Raw genomic sequence first — 17,128 nt, 5'->3', positions numbered from 1 at the left:
ACCCCGCCCGGCGATCCGCCGGGCGGGGTTTTCGTCTTGTTCGGGTACGGGGCAGACGGCCGACCACCGCGTACGCTGCGGCCTATGTGCGGAATTGTGGGTTACGTGGGAGCGCAGTCTGCGCTCGATGTGGTCATCGCCGGACTGAAGCGGCTGGAGTACCGCGGCTACGACTCGGCCGGCATCGCGGTCCTCGCCGACGGCGAACTCGCCAGCGCCAAGAAGGCCGGGAAGCTGGTCAACCTGGAGAAGGAGCTGGTCGGGCACCCGCTGCCGGCCGGTTCCACCGGACTCGGGCACACCCGGTGGGCGACCCACGGCGGGCCCACCGACGTCAACGCCCATCCCCACCTGGACAACTCCGGCCGGGTGGCCGTCGTACACAACGGCATCATCGAGAACTTCGCCGCGCTGCGCGCCGAACTGGCCGAGCGCGGGCACCGGCTGGAGTCCGAGACGGACACCGAGGTGGTCGCGCACCTGCTCGCCGAGCGGTTCTCGGCCACCGGGGGCGGACTGGCCGAGGCGATGCGGCAGGTGTGCCGGCGCCTGGAGGGCGCGTTCACCCTCGTCGCCGTCCACGCCGACGAGCCGGACGTGGTGGTCGGCGCCCGCCGCAACTCCCCCCTGGTGGTCGGGGTGGGGGAGGGCGAGAACTTCCTCGCCTCGGACGTGGCGGCCTTCATCGCCCACACCCGCTCCGCGATCGAACTGGGGCAGGATCAGGTCGTGGAACTGCGCCGCGACGAGGTCACGGTGACGGACTTCCACGGGGCGCCCGCGGACGTGCGCGCGTACCACGTGGACTGGGACGCCTCGGCGGCCGAGAAGGGGGGCTACGACTACTTCATGCTCAAGGAGATCGCCGAGCAGCCCAAGGCCGTCGCCGACACCCTCCTCGGCCGGATCGACGCGAGCGGTCTGCTGACCCTGGACGAGGTGCGCATCCCCGCCGCGGTGCTCCGCGAGGTCGACAAGGTCGTGATCGTGGCGTGCGGTACGGCGTACCACGCGGGCATGATCGCGAAGCTGGCCATCGAGCACTGGACCCGTATCCCCTGCGAGACGGAGCTCGCCAGCGAGTTCCGCTACCGCGACCCGATCCTCGACCAGCGCACGCTGGTGATCGCGATCTCGCAGTCCGGCGAGACCATGGACACCCTGATGGCGCTGCGCCACGCCCGCGAGCAGGGGGCCAGGGTGCTGGCCGTCTGCAACACCAACGGATCGACGATCCCGCGGGAGTCGGACGCCGTGCTGTACACGCACGCCGGTCCCGAGGTGGCCGTCGCCTCCACCAAGGCGTTCCTGACGCAGCTGGTCGCCTGCTACCTGGTCGCGCTGTACCTCGGGCAGGTGCGGGGCACCAAGTGGGGCGACGAGATCGAGGTCGTGATCCGGGAGCTGTCGGACATCGCCGGCGCGGTGGACACGGTGCTGGAGACGATGGAGCCGGTACGGAGCCTCGCGCGTTCGCTGGCCGACAAGGACACCGTGCTGTTCCTCGGACGGCACGTCGGGTACCCGGTGGCGCTGGAGGGCGCGCTCAAGCTCAAGGAGCTGGCGTACATGCACGCCGAGGGCTTCGCGGCGGGCGAGCTCAAGCACGGTCCGATCGCGCTGATCGAGGAGGACCTGCCGGTGGTGGTGGTCGTACCGTCGCCGCGCGGGCGCTCGGTCCTGCACGACAAGATCGTCTCGAACATCCAGGAGATCCGGGCGCGCGGGGCGCGGACGATCGTGATCGCGGAGGAGGGTGACGAGGCGGTGGTCCCGTACGCCGACCACCTGATCCGCATCCCGGCGACCCCGACGCTGCTCCAGCCGCTGGTGGCGACGGTGCCGCTGCAGGTGTTCGCGTGCGAGCTGGCGACGGCGCGGGGCAACGAGGTGGACCAGCCGCGTAATCTCGCAAAGTCCGTGACCGTGGAGTAGATGGGGTTGTCGTGATCATCGGTGTGGGGATCGACGTTGCGGAGATCGAGCGGTTCGGCGCGGCCCTGGAGCGGACGCCGAACCTGGCGCGGCGGCTCTTCCTCGACTCCGAGCTGACGCTGCCGGGCGGCGAGAGGCGCGGGACCGCCTCGCTCGCCGCCCGGTTCGCGGCCAAGGAGGCCCTGGCCAAGGCGCTCGGCGCGCCCGGCGGGCTGCTGTGGACCGACGCCGAGGTGTACGTGGAGGAGTCCGGGCAGCCCCGGCTGCGGGTGTCCGGGACGGTCGAGGCGCGGGCGAAGGAGCTCGGTGTGACGTCCTGGCACATCTCGCTGAGCCATGACGCCGGGATCGCGTCCGCCGTGGTGATCGCGGAGAAGTAGGGGGCTCCGGTCCGGTTCCGGGTTCCGGCCGGGAGCCCCGGGCTGCGGCCCCCGGGCCCGGCCTTCGGGCACGCTGGTGCCATGCGTACTGCTTACAGCGTGGAGACCGTACGGGCCGCCGAGCGCGAGCTGATGGCCCGGCTGCCGGAAGGCGCCCTGATGGCGCGGGCCGCGGCCGGGCTGGCCGCCGCGTGCGCGGGGCTGCTGGGGCGGGTGTACGGCTCCCGCGTCGTGGTGCTGGCCGGCCCGGGGGACAACGGCGGCGACGCCCTGTACGCGGGTGCGCGGCTGGCGCGGCGCGGGGCCCGGGTGACGGCGGTGCCGATGGATCCGGCGCGGATGCACCCGGGCGGGCTCGCCGCGCTGCGGGCCGCCGGGGGCCGGGTCGAGCGGTCCGTACCGCAGCGGGCGGACCTCGTCCTGGACGGGCTGCTCGGGATCGGCGGCCGGGGCGGGCTGCGGCCGGCGGCGGCAGCGCTGGCGGAGCGGATCCCGGCGGGCGCGCTCGTGGTCGCCGTGGACCTGCCGAGCGGGGTCGACGCGGACACCGGGGAGGTGACGGGCGCGGCGGTGGCGGCCGACGTGACGGTGACCTTCGGCGCGTACAAGCCGGGGCTGCTGATCGACCCCGGGGCCTCGCGGGTGGGCGCGGTGCGGCTGGTCGACATCGGGCTGGACCTCGCGGAGCCCGCGCTGGAAGCCCTCCAGCACGCCGACGTGGCGCGGCTGCTGCCGGTGCCGACGGCGTCCAGCGACAAGTACCGGCGGGGCGTGGTCGGGGTCGTCGCCGGGTCGGAGCAGTACCCGGGCGCGGCGGTACTGGCCGTCGCGGGGGCGCTGCGGGGCGGTGCGGGCGCGGTGCGGTACGTGGGGCCGGCGGCGGACGCCGTGCTCGCGCGCCACCCGGAGGTGCTGGTCGGGCGGGGCCGGGTACAGGCCTGGGTGGTCGGGCCGGGGATCGGGGCCGGGCGGACCGCGGAGGTGGCGCGGGCGCTGGCCGACCGGGACGTGCCGGTGCTGGTGGACGCGGACGGGCTGCGGGGACTGGACCCCGACGTGGTGCGGGGGCGCCGGGCCGCGACCCTGCTGACCCCGCACGCGGGGGAGGCGGCGGCGCTCCTGGGGGTGCCGAGGGAGTCGGTGGAGGCCGGGCGGCTGGCCGCCGCGCGGGAGCTGGCGGGGCGGTACGGGGCGGCCGTGCTGCTGAAGGGGTCGACGACGCTGGTCGCCCCCGCCGGGGCCGGTCCGGTCCGGGTGAACCCGACCGGGACCCCGTGGCTGGCCACCGCCGGGAGCGGGGACGTGCTGTCCGGGCTGGCCGGGGCGCTGCTGGCGGGCGGGCTGTCGGGGGCCGACGCCGGGTCGGTGGCGGCGTACCTCCACGGGCTGGCCGGGAGGCTGGCCGCCGACGGGGCGCCGGCGGTGGCGCAGGAGGTGGCCGCCGCCCTCCCGGCGGCGTGGCGCGACGTCACGTCCTGACCCCGGGAACCCGGTCCGGCCGGGGCCGGTCCGGCGCGGCCGGGCGGGTAGAGACGGGGCGGGGCGGGGGTTCTGAGAGACTGTGGGCGATGAACGAGACACCGACGCGCGTGTACGCCGAGATCGATCTTGACGCAGTACGGGAGAACGTGCGCGCCCTGCGCGCGCGGGCGCCCCGGGCCCAGCTCATGGCCGTCGTCAAGGCGAACGCCTACGGGCACGGTGCCGTCCCCTGCGCCCGTGCCGCCCAGGAGGCCGGCGCCACCTGGCTCGGTACCGCCACCCCCGAGGAGGCGCTCGCCCTGCGCGCCGCCGGCATCGAGGGGCGCGTCATGTGCTGGCTCTGGACCCCCGGCGGGCCCTGGCGGGAGGCCGTCGAGGCCGACGTCGACGTGTCGGTCAGCGGAATGTGGGCCCTGGACGAGGTGCGGGAGGCCGCCCGCGCGGCCGGCCGCACCGCCCGGATCCAGCTCAAGGCCGACACCGGCCTCGGCCGCAACGGCTGCCAGCCCGCCGACTGGGCGGAGCTCGTCGGCGCGGCCGTCGCCGCGCAGGCGGAGGGAACCGTCCAGGTCACCGGCGTCTGGTCGCACTTCGCCTGCGCCGACGAGCCCGGCCACCCCTCCATCCGGCTGCAGCTCGACGCCTTCCGCGACATGCTCGCCTACGCGGAGAAGGAGGGGGTCGACCCCGAGGTCCGGCACATCGCCAACTCGCCCGCGACCCTCACCCTTCCCGAGAGCCACTACGACCTCGTCCGTACCGGCCTGGCCGTCTACGGCGTCTCGCCCGCCCCCGAGCTCGGCACCCCCGCCCAGCTCGGCCTGCGCCCCGCCATGCGCCTCAAGGCCTCGCTCGCCCTGGTCAAGTCCGTTCCCGCCGGGCACGGCGTGAGCTACGGCCACCACTACCTCACCGGGTCCGAGACCCACCTCGCGCTGGTCCCCGCCGGTTACGCGGACGGCCTGCCGCGCAGCGCCTCCGGCCGCGGACCGGTGCTCGTCGGCGGCAAGGTCCGCCGGGCCGCGGGCCGGATCGCCATGGACCAGTTCGTCGTCGACCTCGGCGAGGACCTCGCGGAGGTCGGCGACGAGGCCGTCGTCTTCGGCGACGCGGAACGCGGCGAACCCACCGCCGAGGACTGGGCTCAAGCGGCACACACGATCGCGTATGAGATCGTCACCCGTATCGGAGGTCGGGTGCCCCGGGTGTACCTGGGCGGCTGAGTGAGGACGGCGACGTCGTGAGCGAAAACTGGCGCAAGGCCGGCTGGGCCGGCGCCGCCATCGGTGTCATAGCGGCGGGCGCCGCGGCCGGTGTCGCGGTCGAAAGGATCACCGTGGGACGCGGCATCCGCATGAAGGCCCGCCTGGCGCTCGACGCCGCCGGGGACTACGGCTCCCTGCGCGGTACCGAGGGCGGCTGCCGGGCCGAGGACGGCACCGAGCTCTACTACGAGACCGACGAGCTGCCGCCCGCGCCCCCGGGCAAGAAGCGCCGCCTGCGCCGCTCGTCGCCCGCCGCCGGGACCACCGTCGTCTTCTGCCACGGCTACTGCCTCGGCCAGGACTCCTGGCACTTCCAGCGCGCCGCGCTGCGCGGAGTCGTCCGGGCCGTCTACTGGGACCAGCGCAGCCACGGCCGCAGCGCCCGGGGCCTGGCCCAGGCCGACGGCGAGCCGGTGACCATCGACCAGCTCGGCCGCGACCTCAAGGCCGTCATCGACGCCACCGCGCCCGAGGGACCGCTGGTCCTCGTCGGCCACTCCATGGGCGGGATGACCGTCATGGCCCTGGCCGAACAGTTCCCGGAACTGGTGCGCGACCGGGTGCTCGGGGTGGCCCTGGTGGGCACCTCCAGCGGGCGGCTCGACCAGGTGACGTACGGGCTGCCCTCCGTGGGACAGGGCGCGGTGCGCCGGATCCTGCCCGGCGTGCTCAGGGCACTCGGCTCCCAGGTGGAGCTGGTGGAGAAGGCCCGCGGGGCCACCGCCGACCTCTTCGCCGGGATGATCAAGATGTACTCGTTCGGCTCGCGGGACGTGGATCCGGGCGTGGCCCGCTTCGCCGAGCGGCTGATCGAGGCGACCCCGATCGACGTGGTCGCCGAGTTCTACCCGGCCTTCCAGGCCCACGACAAGACCGCCGCCCTCCAGCGGTTCGCGGACATCCCCGTCACCGTCATCGCCGGGGACCGGGACATGATCATCCCGGCCGAGCACAGCGTGTCCATCAAAGAGTCGCTGCCCGCGGCCGACCTGGTCGTGCTGGAGAACACCGGGCACCTGATGATGCTGGAACGCCCGGACATCGTGACCGGGCTGCTGACCGACCTCCTGGCGCGCACCGGAGCCGTCCCCGCACCGACTAACGTTGGGGCGCATGGAAGAAGTACCGCGGGAAGCACCGCGCAGCCCGGCAGCTGAGGCCCTGGCCGAGGCCGCCGCCGAAACCATCGTCACCGTCGACTCGCCCGCCTCCATGCAGGAGCTGGGCCGCCGGATCGCGGGGCTGCTGCGCCCCGGCGACCTCGTCCTGCTGACCGGGGAACTCGGCGCGGGCAAGACCACCCTGACCCGGGGCCTGGGGGAGGGGCTGGGCGTGCGCGGGGCCGTGACCTCGCCGACCTTCGTGATCGCCCGGGTGCACCCGTCCCTGGGTGACGGGCCGCCGCTGGTGCACGTGGACGCGTACCGCCTCGGCGGCGGGCTGGACGAGATGGAGGACCTGGACCTCGACGTCTCGCTGCCCGAGTCCGTGGTCGTCGTGGAGTGGGGCGACGGCAAGGTGGAGGAGCTCTCCGACGACCGGCTGCACGTGGTGATCGGCCGGGCCGTGGGCCACGAGGAGGTCCTGGACGACGTGCGCGAGGTCGTGCTGCGCGGCGTCGGCGCGCGCTGGTCCGGCGCGGAGCTCGCGGAACTCACCGGGGCCGGGGCGGCGGGACGGTAGGCGCGTCGCCGTACGCCCCCCCCCCGCCCGCTCCGCACGCCCTCCCGCGCGCCGCTCGCGGGCGGGTGGCGCGCCCACAACGTACCGACAGGCCGTCGGGAAGATATTGCGCAGGTGTGGGGCCGCGTGATGACATGGTACCGAGCGCTGGTTAGGTCTACCTAAGTACAGCGTCCCGGGGTCTCAGGAGGCAGCCATGTCGGCAGCAGGAGCAGAGCGAGCGCCCGTCGTGTCCATGCGGGACCTGCTCGCGGCGGGCGCGGCCGCCACGGCGGTCTCGACGCCGCCCGGGAGGGCGGACCGGGCCCCCGCACCGCAGGGCGGTGCGGCCCCCACCGACCCGCACGCACAACAGGCCGCCCCGGAGTCGGAAGCGGCCTGAGTACCCCGTTCGGGTGAATCCCGAGGCGGGGTCGGCGGGGCGTGGTGCGCGGCGCGCGGCGTCAGGGGACGACGACGACCTTCGAACTGATCGTCGCGAACGCCCACATCGCGTCACCGTCGGCGCGGGTCATCCGGATGCCGCCCGTCTTCTTCGCGGGGTCCGGCGTCGGCATCGAGCCGTCCACGCGCGCACTGAAGCCGATCGCGATGCCGTCCGTGCTGGCGAACCGGACGACGTGCTCGATCGGCACCCCGTCCGTACCCGTGACCGTGCCCGAGCGCGAGCCGACCGCGTAACTGCCGGGCGCCGGGTGCACCGTGCTCGGCGTCACCACGAAGGACCTGGGCTCCCGGCCGTCCTCCGCGACCAGCCACACCCGCTTCTGGGACACCGAGTACACGACCCGCATCCCGGTGCCGGAATCGGCGGGCAGCGCGGCGGGCTTCGCCGCGTCCTGCTTGGCCGGGGGCTGGTCCTGCTGCACGGCCGGAGCCTTGGGAGCCGTCTTCGCGGGGTGCGCGGGCGCGGTCGCCGAGGCCTGCCAGCCGAGGAAGCCGATCGCGGCGATCGCCGCGATGGTGAGCCCGGCCACGATTCCCGAGCTGCTGCGTGCCACCTTGCTCCACCTCTTTGCGCCTGCGCCGTCGACCCGGGTGGGCCCCCGGTCGTATCCCCGGTCGAAAGGTAGCAGCCGGGCTCCGCCGTGACCGGCTGCAAGGCCCCGGGGCCCGGGAGTCGTAGGCTGTTCGCGTGCTCTTGCTTGCCGTAGATACCGCCACGCCCGCCGTCACCGTCGCCCTGCACGACGGGGAGGCCGTCCTCGCCGAGTCGAACCAGGTCGACGCCCGCCGCCACGGGGAGCTCCTGCTGCCCTCCGTCGACGCGGTCCTCGCCGAGGCCGGGGTGAAGCTCGAAGCCGTCACCGGCATCGTCGTCGGCGTCGGCCCCGGCCCCTACACGGGACTGCGCGTCGGCCTGGTCACCGCCTCCACCTTCGCCTCCGTCCTCGGCGTCCCCGTGCACGGCCTGTGCACCCTCGACGGGCTCGCCTACGCCGCCGGCGCCGCCGGGGTCGAAGGCCCCTTCACCGTCGCCACCGACGCGCGGCGCAAGGAGGTCTACTGGGCGCGCTACGAGGACCCGCGCACCCGGACCGGCGAGCCCGCCGTGGACCGCCCCGCCGACATCGCCGAGCGCGTGGCGGGCCTCGCGGCCGTCGGCCAGGGCGCCCAGCTCTACCCCGAGGTGTTCACCGACGCCCGCGGCCCCGTGCACCAGTCGGCGGCGGCCCTGGCGGGCCTCGCGGCGGAGCGGCTCGCGCAGGGCGGGACGTTCCTGCCGCCGACGCCCCTCTACCTGCGCCGGCCCGACGCGCAGGTCCCCAAGAACTACAAGGTGGTCACCCCGCAGTGACGGCCGTGACCGCGGTGCTCCGGGAAATGCGCTGGTGGGACATCGAGCCGGTGCTGGAGCTGGAGCACGAGCTGTTCCCCGACGACGCCTGGTCCGCCGGGATGTTCTGGTCCGAGCTCACCCACGCGCGCGGACCGCGGGCCACCCACCGCTACATCGTCGCGGAAGATCCCGCCGACGGCCGCGTCGTCGGCTACGCGGGGCTCGCGTCAGCCGGTGACCTGGGCGACGTACAGACCATCGCGGCCGCCCGCGACCAGTGGGGCACCGGGCTCGGTGCCCGGCTGCTGACCGAACTGCTGCGCGCCGCGACCGACTTCGAGTGCGCCGAGGTGCTGCTGGAGGTCCGGGTGGACAACACCCGCGCCCAGCGGCTCTACGAACGCTTCGGCTTCGAGCCGATCGGTTTCCGGCGCGGCTACTACCAGCCGGGAAACGTCGACGCGCTCGTGATGCGCCTGACCGACCCCGCACAGACGAAGACCGACCCTGAGCAACCCGAACACCCTGAGAGCAGTGAGACCCATGGCTGACGAACCGCTCGTCCTCGGCATCGAGACCTCTTGCGACGAGACCGGCGTCGGCGTCGTCCGTGGCACCACCCTGCTCGCGGACGCGATCGCGTCGAGCGTCGACGAGCACGCCCGCTTCGGCGGGGTCGTGCCCGAGGTGGCCTCCCGGGCCCACCTGGAGGCGATGGTCCCGACCATCGAACGTGCTCTGAAGGAGGCCGGGGTCAGCGCCCGCGACCTCGACGGCATCGCCGTCACGGCCGGTCCGGGCCTCGCGGGGGCACTGCTGGTGGGCGTCTCGGCGGCGAAGGCGTACGCGTACGCGCTGGGCAAGCCGCTCTACGGGGTCAACCACCTGGCCTCGCACATCTGCGTCGACCAGCTGGAACACGGGCCGCTGCCGGAGCCGACCATGGCCCTGCTCGTGTCCGGCGGGCACTCCTCGCTGCTGCTCGCCCCTGACATCACCAGCGACGTCCGGCCGCTCGGCGCGACCATCGACGACGCGGCGGGCGAGGCCTTCGACAAGATCGCCCGGGTGCTCCAGCTGGGCTTCCCCGGCGGTCCGGTCATCGACCGGCTCGCGCGCGAGGGCGACCCCAAGGCGATCAACTTCCCGCGCGGGCTGACGGGGCCGCGCGACGCGGCGTACGACTTCTCCTTCTCCGGCCTCAAGACGGCGGTGGCCCGCTGGATCGAGGCCAAGCGCAAGGCGGGCGAGGAGGTCCCGGTGCGCGATGTCGCGGCGTCCTTCCAGGAGGCCGTGGTGGACGTGCTGACGCGCAAGGCGATCCGCGCGTGCAAGGACGAGGGCGTGGACCACCTGATGATCGGCGGCGGCGTGGCCGCCAACTCGCGGCTGCGCTCGCTCGCCCAGGAACGCTGCGACGACGCCGGGATCATCCTGCGGGTGCCGCGGCCGAAGCTGTGCACGGACAACGGCGCGATGGTCGCTGCGCTGGGTGCCGAGATGGTCAGGCGGAACCGGCCGGCCTCCGACTGGGACCTGTCCGCCGACTCCTCGCTGCCGGTGACGGACCCGCACGTGCCGGGGACGTCCCACGAGCACGAGCACGACGGCGGCCACGCTCACGGCGACGGCCACGGCCACGGCCACGGCCACGGCCACAGCCACGATCACGACCACGTGCACGAGCTGAGCAAGGACAACCTGTACTCGTGAGCACCGTCGCCCTGATGTGGGAGGCCCGGGCCGCCGACGGCCGCGGCAACGAGCTGCTGGAGTGGGCCCGCGCCCAGGTCCTGGCCCGGGAACCGGTGCGCCGCGAGATCCTGCGGGCCCCCCAGGACCGGGTCCTCGTCATCACCTGGTGGGAGGCCCCCGAGGGGGTCGCGGCGGAGCTGCCCGAGCTGCCCGAGCCGGCCGCGGACCTGATCACCCGGGCCGTGCACCGCTGGCGCTTCGAGTCGGTCGAGGTCAGCGACGGCTGAGGCGGGCGTCGAGCGGGGCTGGAGCGGCCGGGTCTACGGTCGTGCGCATGCCTAGCCGTGAGCTCCCGCCCCCGCCGCCCCCCGCGCACCTGCGCGAGTGGCTGGACGAGACCGTCGTACGGTCCGACCGCGCGCGCTTCCTCGCCGACCTGAGCCGGCGCGGCCTGGGCCTGGGGCGGCTGGCCCTGCTCTGGGCGGTGGCGGCGGCCTTCGCGCTCGGCTGGGCCTTCGTCGGCCTGGCCGTGACCTCCTTCGAGGCCGCCGACCTCGTGGAGTCCCTGTTCGGGGCCGTCTTCACCGCGACCGCGGTGGGCGTGCTGGTGCCCGCCGGGATCTGGCTCGCACGGGGTGCCCGGCGGGAGCGGCGCGAGCACGAGCTGCTGTGCGGCTGGATCGAGGCCGGCCGTGAGCCCGTCGTCGACCCCGCGCTGCGGGCGCCGGTACGGAGCCTGGTGTGGCTGGCCGCCTCCCTGACCCTGGGCGCCTGCGGGCTCTGGACCGCCTTCGCGGCGGCGGCCGGGGCGCGGCCCGGCGCGATGGCGTACGGGGAGGTCGTCGGCTTCGTGGGGCTCGGCATGATCCTGTGGATCACCGGGCTGCTGGGCGCGGCCAAGGCGGTCACCCACCGCCGCTGGGCGGCCCGCGCCGGCCGCCCCGCCCCGGCGGCGGCCCGGCGCAGGCCGGTCCTGTCGGACGTGGCGGGTTAGTACCGCGGCGGTCTCAGGCCGTCCCTTGGCCGGCCGGCGATCCGATCAGCATCGACGGGGCGCCGCCCACCCGGGTGAGGAAGACCGTGGCCGCGTTCGGCCCCTGGGGCTTCACCTTCTTGCGGAGCTCCTCCGGCTCGATGGCCGAGCCGCGCTTCTTCACCGTCAGGATCCCGACCTCGCGCTCGCGCAGCAGCGCCTTCAGCTTCTTCAGCCCGAAGGGCAGCACGTCCGTGATCTCGTACGCGGTCGCGTACGGCGTCGGACGCAGCTCGTCGGCGGTGACGTAGGCGATGGTCGGGTCGATGAGCCGGCCGTCCAGCTCCGCGGCCACCTCGGCGACGAGGTGCGCGCGGATCACGGCCCCGTCGGGCTCGTAGAGGTAGCGGCCCACCGGGCCCGCCTGCGGATCCGGCAGCGGATCGGCGGTCAGCAGCTCGCGGGGCCCGGGCAGCAGGGTGGCGCGGACCGTGCCCGGGGCGGTGCCGAACCACAGCACGGCCTCCTTCACGTCCCCGTGGTCGGAGATCCACTCGGCCTCGGCCTCCGCCGGAACCGCCTCGTGCGGGATCCCGGGGGCGATCTTGATGGCGGCGTGCTTCGCGCCCCGGGCGGTCTCCACGGCCCAGGACAGCGGGGGCGAGTACGACTCCGGGTCGAAGATCCGGCCGCGCCCGCCGCGCCGGGCCGGGTCGATGAAGACGGCCTCGTACGAGGACACGTCCACCTCCGTCACGTCCGCCTCGCGCACCTCGATCAGGTCCGCCAGCCCCAGCGCCTCGGCGTTGGCCCGCGCGACGGCCACCGTCAGCGGGTCGAGGTCCACCGCCAGCACCCGGATCCCGAGCCGGGCCAGCGCCAGGGCGTCCCCGCCGATCCCGCAGCACAGGTCCGCGACGCTCCGTACGCCCAGCGCCGCGAGCCGCCCGGCGCGGTACGAGGCCACCGACGCGCGGGTGGCCATCTCGCCGCCGCCGGGTGTGAAGTACATCCGGAACGCGTCCTCGGCCCCGAACTTCGCCACCGCCCGCTGCCGCAGACGGGCCTGCCCGAGCGCCGCCGACACCAGCGGGGCGGGGTGCTCGCGGCGCAGCCGGGTGGCGACGGCGAGCTCCTGGCCGGGGTCGTAGTCGCGGAGGGAGTCGAGGAGCACGCGGCCCTCGGGGGTGAGCAGTGCGGCGAAATCTTCGGGGGTCACCGTCCCATTGTCGGCCAGCCGGGGGAAGGGCGGCTTCCGGCCGTGGTGTCGGCTGCCGGGGGGCGGTGGGCGGTGTAAGGATCCGCTGCTATGCAGCTAGTACGACAAAAGGGAAATACTGCGCAGTATGGTCACCGGTCCGCGGCCCGCCCGCGCGGCCGGTACGGGGTGGCACTGGCCGCGCTGCTCGTCGCCGCCCTGGGCACGGGCTGCGGGGCCGCGGACCGGCCGGCGCCGGCCAAGACCAAGGCCGGCGAAGCGGGCCCCGGAGCGGCGGGCGCCCTCGCCAACTCCGCGGAGCAGCTCAAGGCCGCCCAGCAGGCCCGGGTCGCCGCCGCGAAGAAGTGGGGCCTCCTCAAGACGCCGCTGCTGGCCCCGCCCGCGCCGAAGGTGAAGCACGAGATCACCACGCGCGAGGGTTTCGAGGTCGAGGACCAGGACGAATTCCCGCCGGTCTTCACCACCGTCCCGACAGAGGACAAGGTCGTCTTCCTGACCATCGACGACGGCGCGGAGAAGGACCCCGAGTTCGTCAAGATGATGCAGGAACTGAAGATCCCGTACACGGCGTTCCTCAGTGACTACCTCGTCCGCGACAACTACGCGTACTTCAAGGGGATGCAGGACGCGGGCGTCACCCTGAACAACCACACGCTGAACCACCGCTACATGCCCGCGCTCTCCTACGAGAAGCAGCGCGAGGAGATCTGCGGCCAACAGGACACCATCCAGAAGCAGTTCGGCAAGCGCCCGACCCTCTTCCGGCCGCCGTACGGCAACTACAACCAGGACACCCTGCGCGCGGCCAAGTCCTGCGGCATCAAGGCGGTACCGCTGTGGAACGCGGAAGCCTTCGTGAACCGGATGGACTACCGCGAATGGGACCGGGACCTCCACCCCGGGGACATCATCCTGTCCCATTTCCGGGGCCGGGAGGACTGGAAGGGCACGATGCCTGACATGATCCGTCATGTCATGAAGACCGTCACGGACAAGGGGTACGCCGTGGCTCGCCTGGAGGATTACCTTTGATGTACGCGCGCCGGTTGGTAGCCGGGACGCTGACGGCCGGCGCGCTCGCGCTGTCCCTGACGGGGTGCGGGAACAGCGTGGATCCCATCGAGAGACTGGGCCGCAAGACCGCGACGGAGACGGGGAAGGCCTCGGCCTCCCCGTCGGCGCGGCCCTCCGCGGCCCCCGGGGCCTCCGCCTCGGCGGGGACGCCGGCGGACGAGGCGTACAAGAAGTGGGGTCTGACCGCCCCCCTCCAGTACGCCCCCAGGCCCGCGCAGAAGCCCCAACTCCCCAAGGCCGCACCGGGGAAGCCGGTCGTCCTGGACCGAATACCCGTCCCCGCGACGGACAAGGTCGTCTTCCTGACCTTCGACGACGGCGCCGAGAAGGACCCCGAGTTCCTGAAGATGGCGGCCGACCTGAAGCTGCCGATGAGCATGTTCCTGACCGACAACATCGCGTCGGCGGACTACTCGTACTTCGAGAAGCTCCGCGACAACGGCTCGGGCAGCACGATCAACAACCACACGCTGACGCACCCGAACCTGCGCACGCTGCCCTTCGCGGCGCAGAAGAAGGAGATCTGCGGGCAGCAGGACCGCCTGGAGAAGCGCTTCGGCAAGCGCCCGACGGCCTTCCGGCCGCCGTACGGCAACTACAACGACGACACCCTCAAGGCAGCCTCCGAGTGCGGGATCTCCTCGGTCTTCCTGTGGCGTGAGTCGATGCAGATCAACGACTTCCAGTACAGCGAAGGCTCCGCCTTCAAGCCGGGCGACATCATCCTGGCCCACTTCCGCGGCCCGTCGGAACTCAAGGGCACGACGGAAACCCAGATGACGACGCGCATGCTCCAGCACATCCAGCAGCAGGGCTACAAGATCGCCCGCCTGGAGGACTACGTATAACGGGCCCCGGGCTGCTTTTCCCCCTCGCTCCTCGGCCCTCGCGCCTCGACCCCTCCACCGCCCCGGCGCCTGCCCACCCGCCTCCCGGCGCGGGGCGGTGGCGCCCGCGCTCGCGCCGACGGCGGGACCACAGGGGCGAACGGCAGCCGGCTGGCCCCTCACCCGGGGTGGAGCAGGGACCCGGCAGGGGTCCCGGGGGGTGCGGGACCCGGTCGGCCCGGATCAGAGCAGGGCCGGGGGCTTCCCGCCAGTCTCACTGTCCTTCCGCGTCGTGCCGGTCCCTCAGGGGCGCTCCTTCGTCGCGTCGCTTCGCGATGGCCTTCGGCCACCCTTGACCGACCGGCCCGCCACGGAATGCCAAAGACTGTCGGGAAGCCCCCAAAGGAACGATCGCTGGGGACGAGCAACAGGAACGGCCGCATCAGCGACCCTCGACCCCTCCCGCAGGGCACACCCGAGAGACGGGCCCGCTCCTCGCTCTTTCCGCGCCGGGAGCGGCTTACCCGCACGGAACGGCGACCAGAGCGCCCTGCGGCGCACCCAGCCGCACCAGATCGCTACGCACTCCCCACGTATCAGCGCCTGCGACCCGTCCTGGGCTGATCGTGACACCGGTCTGGCTGGCCCCCACTCGTCACTCCGGGAGGCGGTGCCGTCGGGGCATGGAACCTTCCAGGAGGTCGATGTATCCGGCGGGCACGATGTTGCCCACTGCGGTGGTGAATTCCAGGCCGGACGGGTCGCGGACGTAGGCGAGGTGCACCCATCGCTCGGCTCCGCTGTCCGAGACGTTCTCGTTGACCACGGCCATCAGCTCACCCTCGGTACCGGACGCGATGTCGCGAACACGGCGGCCCAGGAGCCGATGGGACAGGTATCCGTACCCCTCAGCCATCGGAGGGCTCCTCAAGGGTGCCGACGCCATGGGCGTAGCGGTGGATGGTCCGGCTGGTCATGGGTACTCCCTGAGTCGGCGGCAGTCGGCCAACTTCCGCTCGGTCACTGCTTGGTGTGAAGAGGTAACCGCGCGCACCCCCTTCGCGAGTACCGTTGGGGACTCGGAGAAGCATGCAAGCCATGCACCTGTCGGGAGTTGCTCATGGCGCAACGCTCACGCACACCAAACACCGGCCTGTCGAAGCTCCTTGAACAGGCCGGATGGTCAAGAAACCAGTTCGCCTCGATCATCAATCGCATCGGGGCCGAGGCCGGATTCGCTCTCACATACGGGCAGCCCGCCGTCTCCCAGTGGGTGGCGGGCCACCAGCCTCGGCCGCAGGTCAGGGCGCTGATCATCGAGGCGTTCGAGCGGAAACTCGCGCGGCCGGTCACCTATGCCGAAGCCGGTCTCGCGCCGCCGGACGGATCGGCGGGCGCGGACACGGTGCGGGACCTCGTAGACCTCGGAAGGGCCGACATGGATCCATCGCGACGTCGTGTGATCGCCGCAGGCGTCTTCTCCGCGGCACTCGCCATCCCCCTGTTCCCGAACCTGGCCCGGGCGGACAGCCCTGAGCCGATAAGGCCGGGCAAGGCGACGACCCGGGTGGGGCAGGCACAGGTGGCCGCGGTGGAGGTGATGACGGACCGGATCGCGGACATCCTCGACGAGCTGGGCGCCGGTCACGCCCGGCCGATGGCGGCGGCCTTCCTCGTGAACACCGTCGGACCGTGGCTGAAGGCCGAAGCGGCCGCCCCGGTACGGCGGAGCATGCTGGCAGCCGCCTCCGACCTCGTGTACCTCACGGGATGGATGGCGATGTACGAGCGACAGCACCGCCTCGGGCAGGACTACTACGTGTCCGCCCTCAAGCTCGCGGGGGAGGCGGAGGAGCACGTCACGTACTGCCGCACCCTGCGCGGCATGTCCCTCCAGGCCTCCAATCTGGGGTACGGCCGACGTGCCCTCGAACTCGCCGATTCGGCTGCCGAAGCGGCACCCGTCGCCGGCCCGCGGCTCGTCGCCTTCCTGCGGGGACAGCAGGCGCACGGAGCGGCGATGGTGGGTGACAAACGCCAGGCCTTCGCCCGGCTCCGGGAGGCGGAGGACGCGCTGGCCCGGGCCGACGACCGCAGGGAGTCGGTCGGCGGCTACGACCGGACCGCGTACCTCTTCCACGTGGCCCATGTGCAGAACGAGACGAAGGACGTGCCGGGGTCGGTCCGGACACTGCGCGAATCGATCCGGGTGCAGCCCGCGAACGAGCGGCAGGGCCGTCTCCATGCCTACGGGCTCCTCGCCCAGCGGCAGCTGTCGATCGGCCACGTGGAGGCCGCGTGCGAGTCGTGGGGCCGTTTCCTGGACGAGTACGAGGTGCTGTCCTCGGCGCGCGGTGACGAACACTTCGAGGTAATGAACCTGCGGCTCCGCTCTTACAACACCGTCCGCGCGGTCCGCGACCTACGCGAACGCGCTCAGCTCGTCGGCACGCTCAAGGGCTGACACACCCCACCCTCGTCTCGTCCCCCGTGACCGTTCCTTTGGGGGCTTCCCGACAGTCTTTGGCATTCCGTGGCGGGCCGGTCGGTCAAGGGTGGCCGAAGGCCATCGCGATGCAATGCCGCGTAGTTAAGCGGTGTGGTGGCGGGGCGCGCGGTTTGGGGTGCGGCGTGTCGTGAGACAGCGCAACGGGACCTCTTGTAGATCGGGGAAGTCCGCCAAGACATCCCTGAACACGGGGTTCCGTTGCGCTGTCAGTCTGTCACTGTTTCCCGTTCCCTCACTGTCGCTGGGGGTGTCTTCGCGCCGGGCCATCTGGGTGAGTTGACGCGGTACCTGCCGTTCGAGCTAGTC

Annotated in this window: 18 protein-coding genes; 15 read left to right on the top strand and 3 right to left on the bottom strand. The window is 73.1% G+C overall.

The window, feature by feature from the left end; all coding sequences use genetic code 11:
- The first annotated feature begins 84 nt into the window (after positions 1 to 84).
- From glmS to ACEPPI_RS07205, 7 genes are all read left to right on the top strand, one after another.
- The gene (glmS, locus tag ACEPPI_RS07235; protein ID WP_373914408.1) at positions 85 to 1,935 is read left to right on the top strand and encodes a glutamine--fructose-6-phosphate transaminase (isomerizing); all 1,851 of its coding nucleotides are present in this window, start codon (positions 85 to 87) and stop codon (positions 1,933 to 1,935) included.
- 11 nt (positions 1,936 to 1,946) lie between these two features.
- Positions 1,947 to 2,315 (top strand): holo-ACP synthase, encoded by a 369-nt coding sequence (locus ACEPPI_RS07230; protein ID WP_356218016.1) that lies wholly within the window; start codon positions 1,947 to 1,949, stop codon positions 2,313 to 2,315.
- 81 nt (positions 2,316 to 2,396) lie between these two features.
- Positions 2,397 to 3,794: an NAD(P)H-hydrate dehydratase gene (locus ACEPPI_RS07225; protein ID WP_373914407.1), complete on the top strand. Its 1,398-nt coding sequence runs from the start codon at positions 2,397 to 2,399 to the stop codon at positions 3,792 to 3,794.
- An 89-nt stretch (positions 3,795 to 3,883) separates the two neighbouring features.
- Complete coding sequence (gene alr / locus ACEPPI_RS07220) at positions 3,884 to 5,020, top strand: alanine racemase (protein WP_373914406.1); 1,137 nt, start codon at positions 3,884 to 3,886, stop codon at positions 5,018 to 5,020.
- 17 nt (positions 5,021 to 5,037) lie between these two features.
- The gene (locus ACEPPI_RS07215; RefSeq protein ID WP_373914405.1) at positions 5,038 to 6,219 is read left to right on the top strand and encodes an alpha/beta fold hydrolase; all 1,182 of its coding nucleotides are present in this window, start codon (positions 5,038 to 5,040) and stop codon (positions 6,217 to 6,219) included.
- Entirely contained in the window at positions 6,176 to 6,745 is a 570-nt protein-coding gene (gene tsaE / locus ACEPPI_RS07210) for a tRNA (adenosine(37)-N6)-threonylcarbamoyltransferase complex ATPase subunit type 1 TsaE (RefSeq protein WP_373914404.1), read from the top strand. Before ACEPPI_RS07215 ends, tsaE begins: the two co-directional genes overlap by 44 nt.
- Before the next feature lie 196 nt (positions 6,746 to 6,941).
- Complete coding sequence (locus tag ACEPPI_RS07205) at positions 6,942 to 7,127, top strand: hypothetical protein (RefSeq protein WP_373914403.1); 186 nt, start codon at positions 6,942 to 6,944, stop codon at positions 7,125 to 7,127.
- Between the two features lie 61 nt (positions 7,128 to 7,188).
- Here ACEPPI_RS07205 and ACEPPI_RS07200 read toward each other — a convergent pair whose 3' ends face one another.
- Positions 7,189 to 7,746: a hypothetical protein gene (locus ACEPPI_RS07200; RefSeq protein ID WP_373914402.1), complete on the bottom strand. Its 558-nt coding sequence runs from the start codon at positions 7,744 to 7,746 to the stop codon at positions 7,189 to 7,191.
- A gap of 134 nt (positions 7,747 to 7,880) precedes the next feature.
- Here ACEPPI_RS07200 and tsaB point away from each other — a divergent pair, with 134 nt between their 5' ends.
- The 5 genes from tsaB to ACEPPI_RS07175 are packed head-to-tail and all read left to right on the top strand — an operon-like array spanning position 7,881 to position 11,214.
- Positions 7,881 to 8,543, top strand: a complete 663-nt coding sequence (gene tsaB / locus ACEPPI_RS07195) for a tRNA (adenosine(37)-N6)-threonylcarbamoyltransferase complex dimerization subunit type 1 TsaB (protein ID WP_373914400.1) — start codon at positions 7,881 to 7,883, stop codon at positions 8,541 to 8,543.
- Entirely contained in the window at positions 8,540 to 9,076 is a 537-nt protein-coding gene (rimI, locus tag ACEPPI_RS07190; protein ID WP_373914399.1) for a ribosomal protein S18-alanine N-acetyltransferase, read from the top strand. The genes tsaB and rimI overlap by 4 nt, the downstream gene beginning before the upstream one ends.
- Complete coding sequence (gene tsaD / locus ACEPPI_RS07185; protein ID WP_373914398.1) at positions 9,069 to 10,238, top strand: tRNA (adenosine(37)-N6)-threonylcarbamoyltransferase complex transferase subunit TsaD; 1,170 nt, start codon at positions 9,069 to 9,071, stop codon at positions 10,236 to 10,238. The genes rimI and tsaD overlap by 8 nt, the downstream gene beginning before the upstream one ends.
- Positions 10,235 to 10,507 carry a hypothetical protein gene (locus tag ACEPPI_RS07180; protein WP_373914397.1) on the top strand — a complete coding sequence of 91 codons (273 nt, stop codon included), beginning with the start codon at positions 10,235 to 10,237 and terminating at the stop codon, positions 10,505 to 10,507. The genes tsaD and ACEPPI_RS07180 overlap by 4 nt, the downstream gene beginning before the upstream one ends.
- Before the next feature lie 47 nt (positions 10,508 to 10,554).
- The gene (locus ACEPPI_RS07175) at positions 10,555 to 11,214 is read left to right on the top strand and encodes a hypothetical protein (RefSeq protein ID WP_373914396.1); all 660 of its coding nucleotides are present in this window, start codon (positions 10,555 to 10,557) and stop codon (positions 11,212 to 11,214) included.
- Positions 11,215 to 11,227: 13 nt separating this feature from the next.
- On the opposite strand, the gene ACEPPI_RS07170 is transcribed toward ACEPPI_RS07175, so the two are convergent.
- On the bottom strand, positions 11,228 to 12,430 hold the full coding sequence (locus ACEPPI_RS07170) for a methyltransferase domain-containing protein (protein ID WP_373914459.1): 1,203 nt from the start codon (positions 12,428 to 12,430) through the stop codon (positions 11,228 to 11,230).
- Between the two features lie 72 nt (positions 12,431 to 12,502).
- On the opposite strand from ACEPPI_RS07170, the gene ACEPPI_RS07165 reads away from it, so the two are divergent.
- Together ACEPPI_RS07165 and ACEPPI_RS07160 are read left to right on the top strand one after the other, a co-directional pair.
- Entirely contained in the window at positions 12,503 to 13,444 is a 942-nt protein-coding gene (locus ACEPPI_RS07165) for a polysaccharide deacetylase family protein (RefSeq protein ID WP_373914395.1), read from the top strand.
- Entirely contained in the window at positions 13,444 to 14,334 is an 891-nt protein-coding gene (locus ACEPPI_RS07160) for a polysaccharide deacetylase family protein (RefSeq protein WP_373914394.1), read from the top strand. Before ACEPPI_RS07165 ends, ACEPPI_RS07160 begins: the two co-directional genes overlap by 1 nt.
- Before the next feature lie 634 nt (positions 14,335 to 14,968).
- Here the strand turns inward: ACEPPI_RS07160 and ACEPPI_RS07155 are convergent.
- Positions 14,969 to 15,229: a hypothetical protein gene (locus tag ACEPPI_RS07155; protein ID WP_373914393.1), complete on the bottom strand. Its 261-nt coding sequence runs from the start codon at positions 15,227 to 15,229 to the stop codon at positions 14,969 to 14,971.
- Positions 15,230 to 15,433: 204 nt separating this feature from the next.
- On the opposite strand from ACEPPI_RS07155, the gene ACEPPI_RS07150 reads away from it, so the two are divergent.
- Positions 15,434 to 16,777: a hypothetical protein gene (locus ACEPPI_RS07150; RefSeq protein WP_373914392.1), complete on the top strand. Its 1,344-nt coding sequence runs from the start codon at positions 15,434 to 15,436 to the stop codon at positions 16,775 to 16,777.
- Positions 16,778 to 17,128: the final 351 nt, after the last annotated feature.

Source organism: Streptomyces sp. AB3(2024), from assembly GCF_041862025.1.
Taxonomy (GTDB): domain Bacteria; phylum Actinomycetota; class Actinomycetes; order Streptomycetales; family Streptomycetaceae; genus Streptomyces.
This window is presented reverse-complemented; position numbering and strand designations above follow the sequence as displayed.

What these genes read in the sequence shown, in the direction of transcription:
- glmS (WP_373914408.1), top strand. Translation starts at nt 85, where the DNA reads ATGTGCGGAATTGTGGGTTACGTGGGAGCGCAGTCTGCGCTCGATGTG.
- ACEPPI_RS07225 (WP_373914407.1), top strand. Translation starts at nt 2,397, where the DNA reads ATGCGTACTGCTTACAGCGTGGAGACCGTACGGGCCGCCGAGCGCGAG.
- alr (WP_373914406.1), top strand. Translation starts at nt 3,884, where the DNA reads ATGAACGAGACACCGACGCGCGTGTACGCCGAGATCGATCTTGACGCA.
- tsaE (WP_373914404.1), top strand. Translation starts at nt 6,176, where the DNA reads ATGGAAGAAGTACCGCGGGAAGCACCGCGCAGCCCGGCAGCTGAGGCC.
- ACEPPI_RS07205 (WP_373914403.1), top strand. Translation starts at nt 6,942, where the DNA reads ATGTCGGCAGCAGGAGCAGAGCGAGCGCCCGTCGTGTCCATGCGGGAC.
- tsaD (WP_373914398.1), top strand. Translation starts at nt 9,069, where the DNA reads ATGGCTGACGAACCGCTCGTCCTCGGCATCGAGACCTCTTGCGACGAG.
- ACEPPI_RS07175 (WP_373914396.1), top strand. Translation starts at nt 10,555, where the DNA reads ATGCCTAGCCGTGAGCTCCCGCCCCCGCCGCCCCCCGCGCACCTGCGC.
- ACEPPI_RS07165 (WP_373914395.1), top strand. Translation starts at nt 12,503, where the DNA reads ATGCAGCTAGTACGACAAAAGGGAAATACTGCGCAGTATGGTCACCGG.
- ACEPPI_RS07160 (WP_373914394.1), top strand. Translation starts at nt 13,444, where the DNA reads ATGTACGCGCGCCGGTTGGTAGCCGGGACGCTGACGGCCGGCGCGCTC.
- ACEPPI_RS07155 (WP_373914393.1), bottom strand. Translation starts at nt 15,229, where the DNA reads ATGGCTGAGGGGTACGGATACCTGTCCCATCGGCTCCTGGGCCGCCGT.
- ACEPPI_RS07150 (WP_373914392.1), top strand. Translation starts at nt 15,434, where the DNA reads ATGGCGCAACGCTCACGCACACCAAACACCGGCCTGTCGAAGCTCCTT.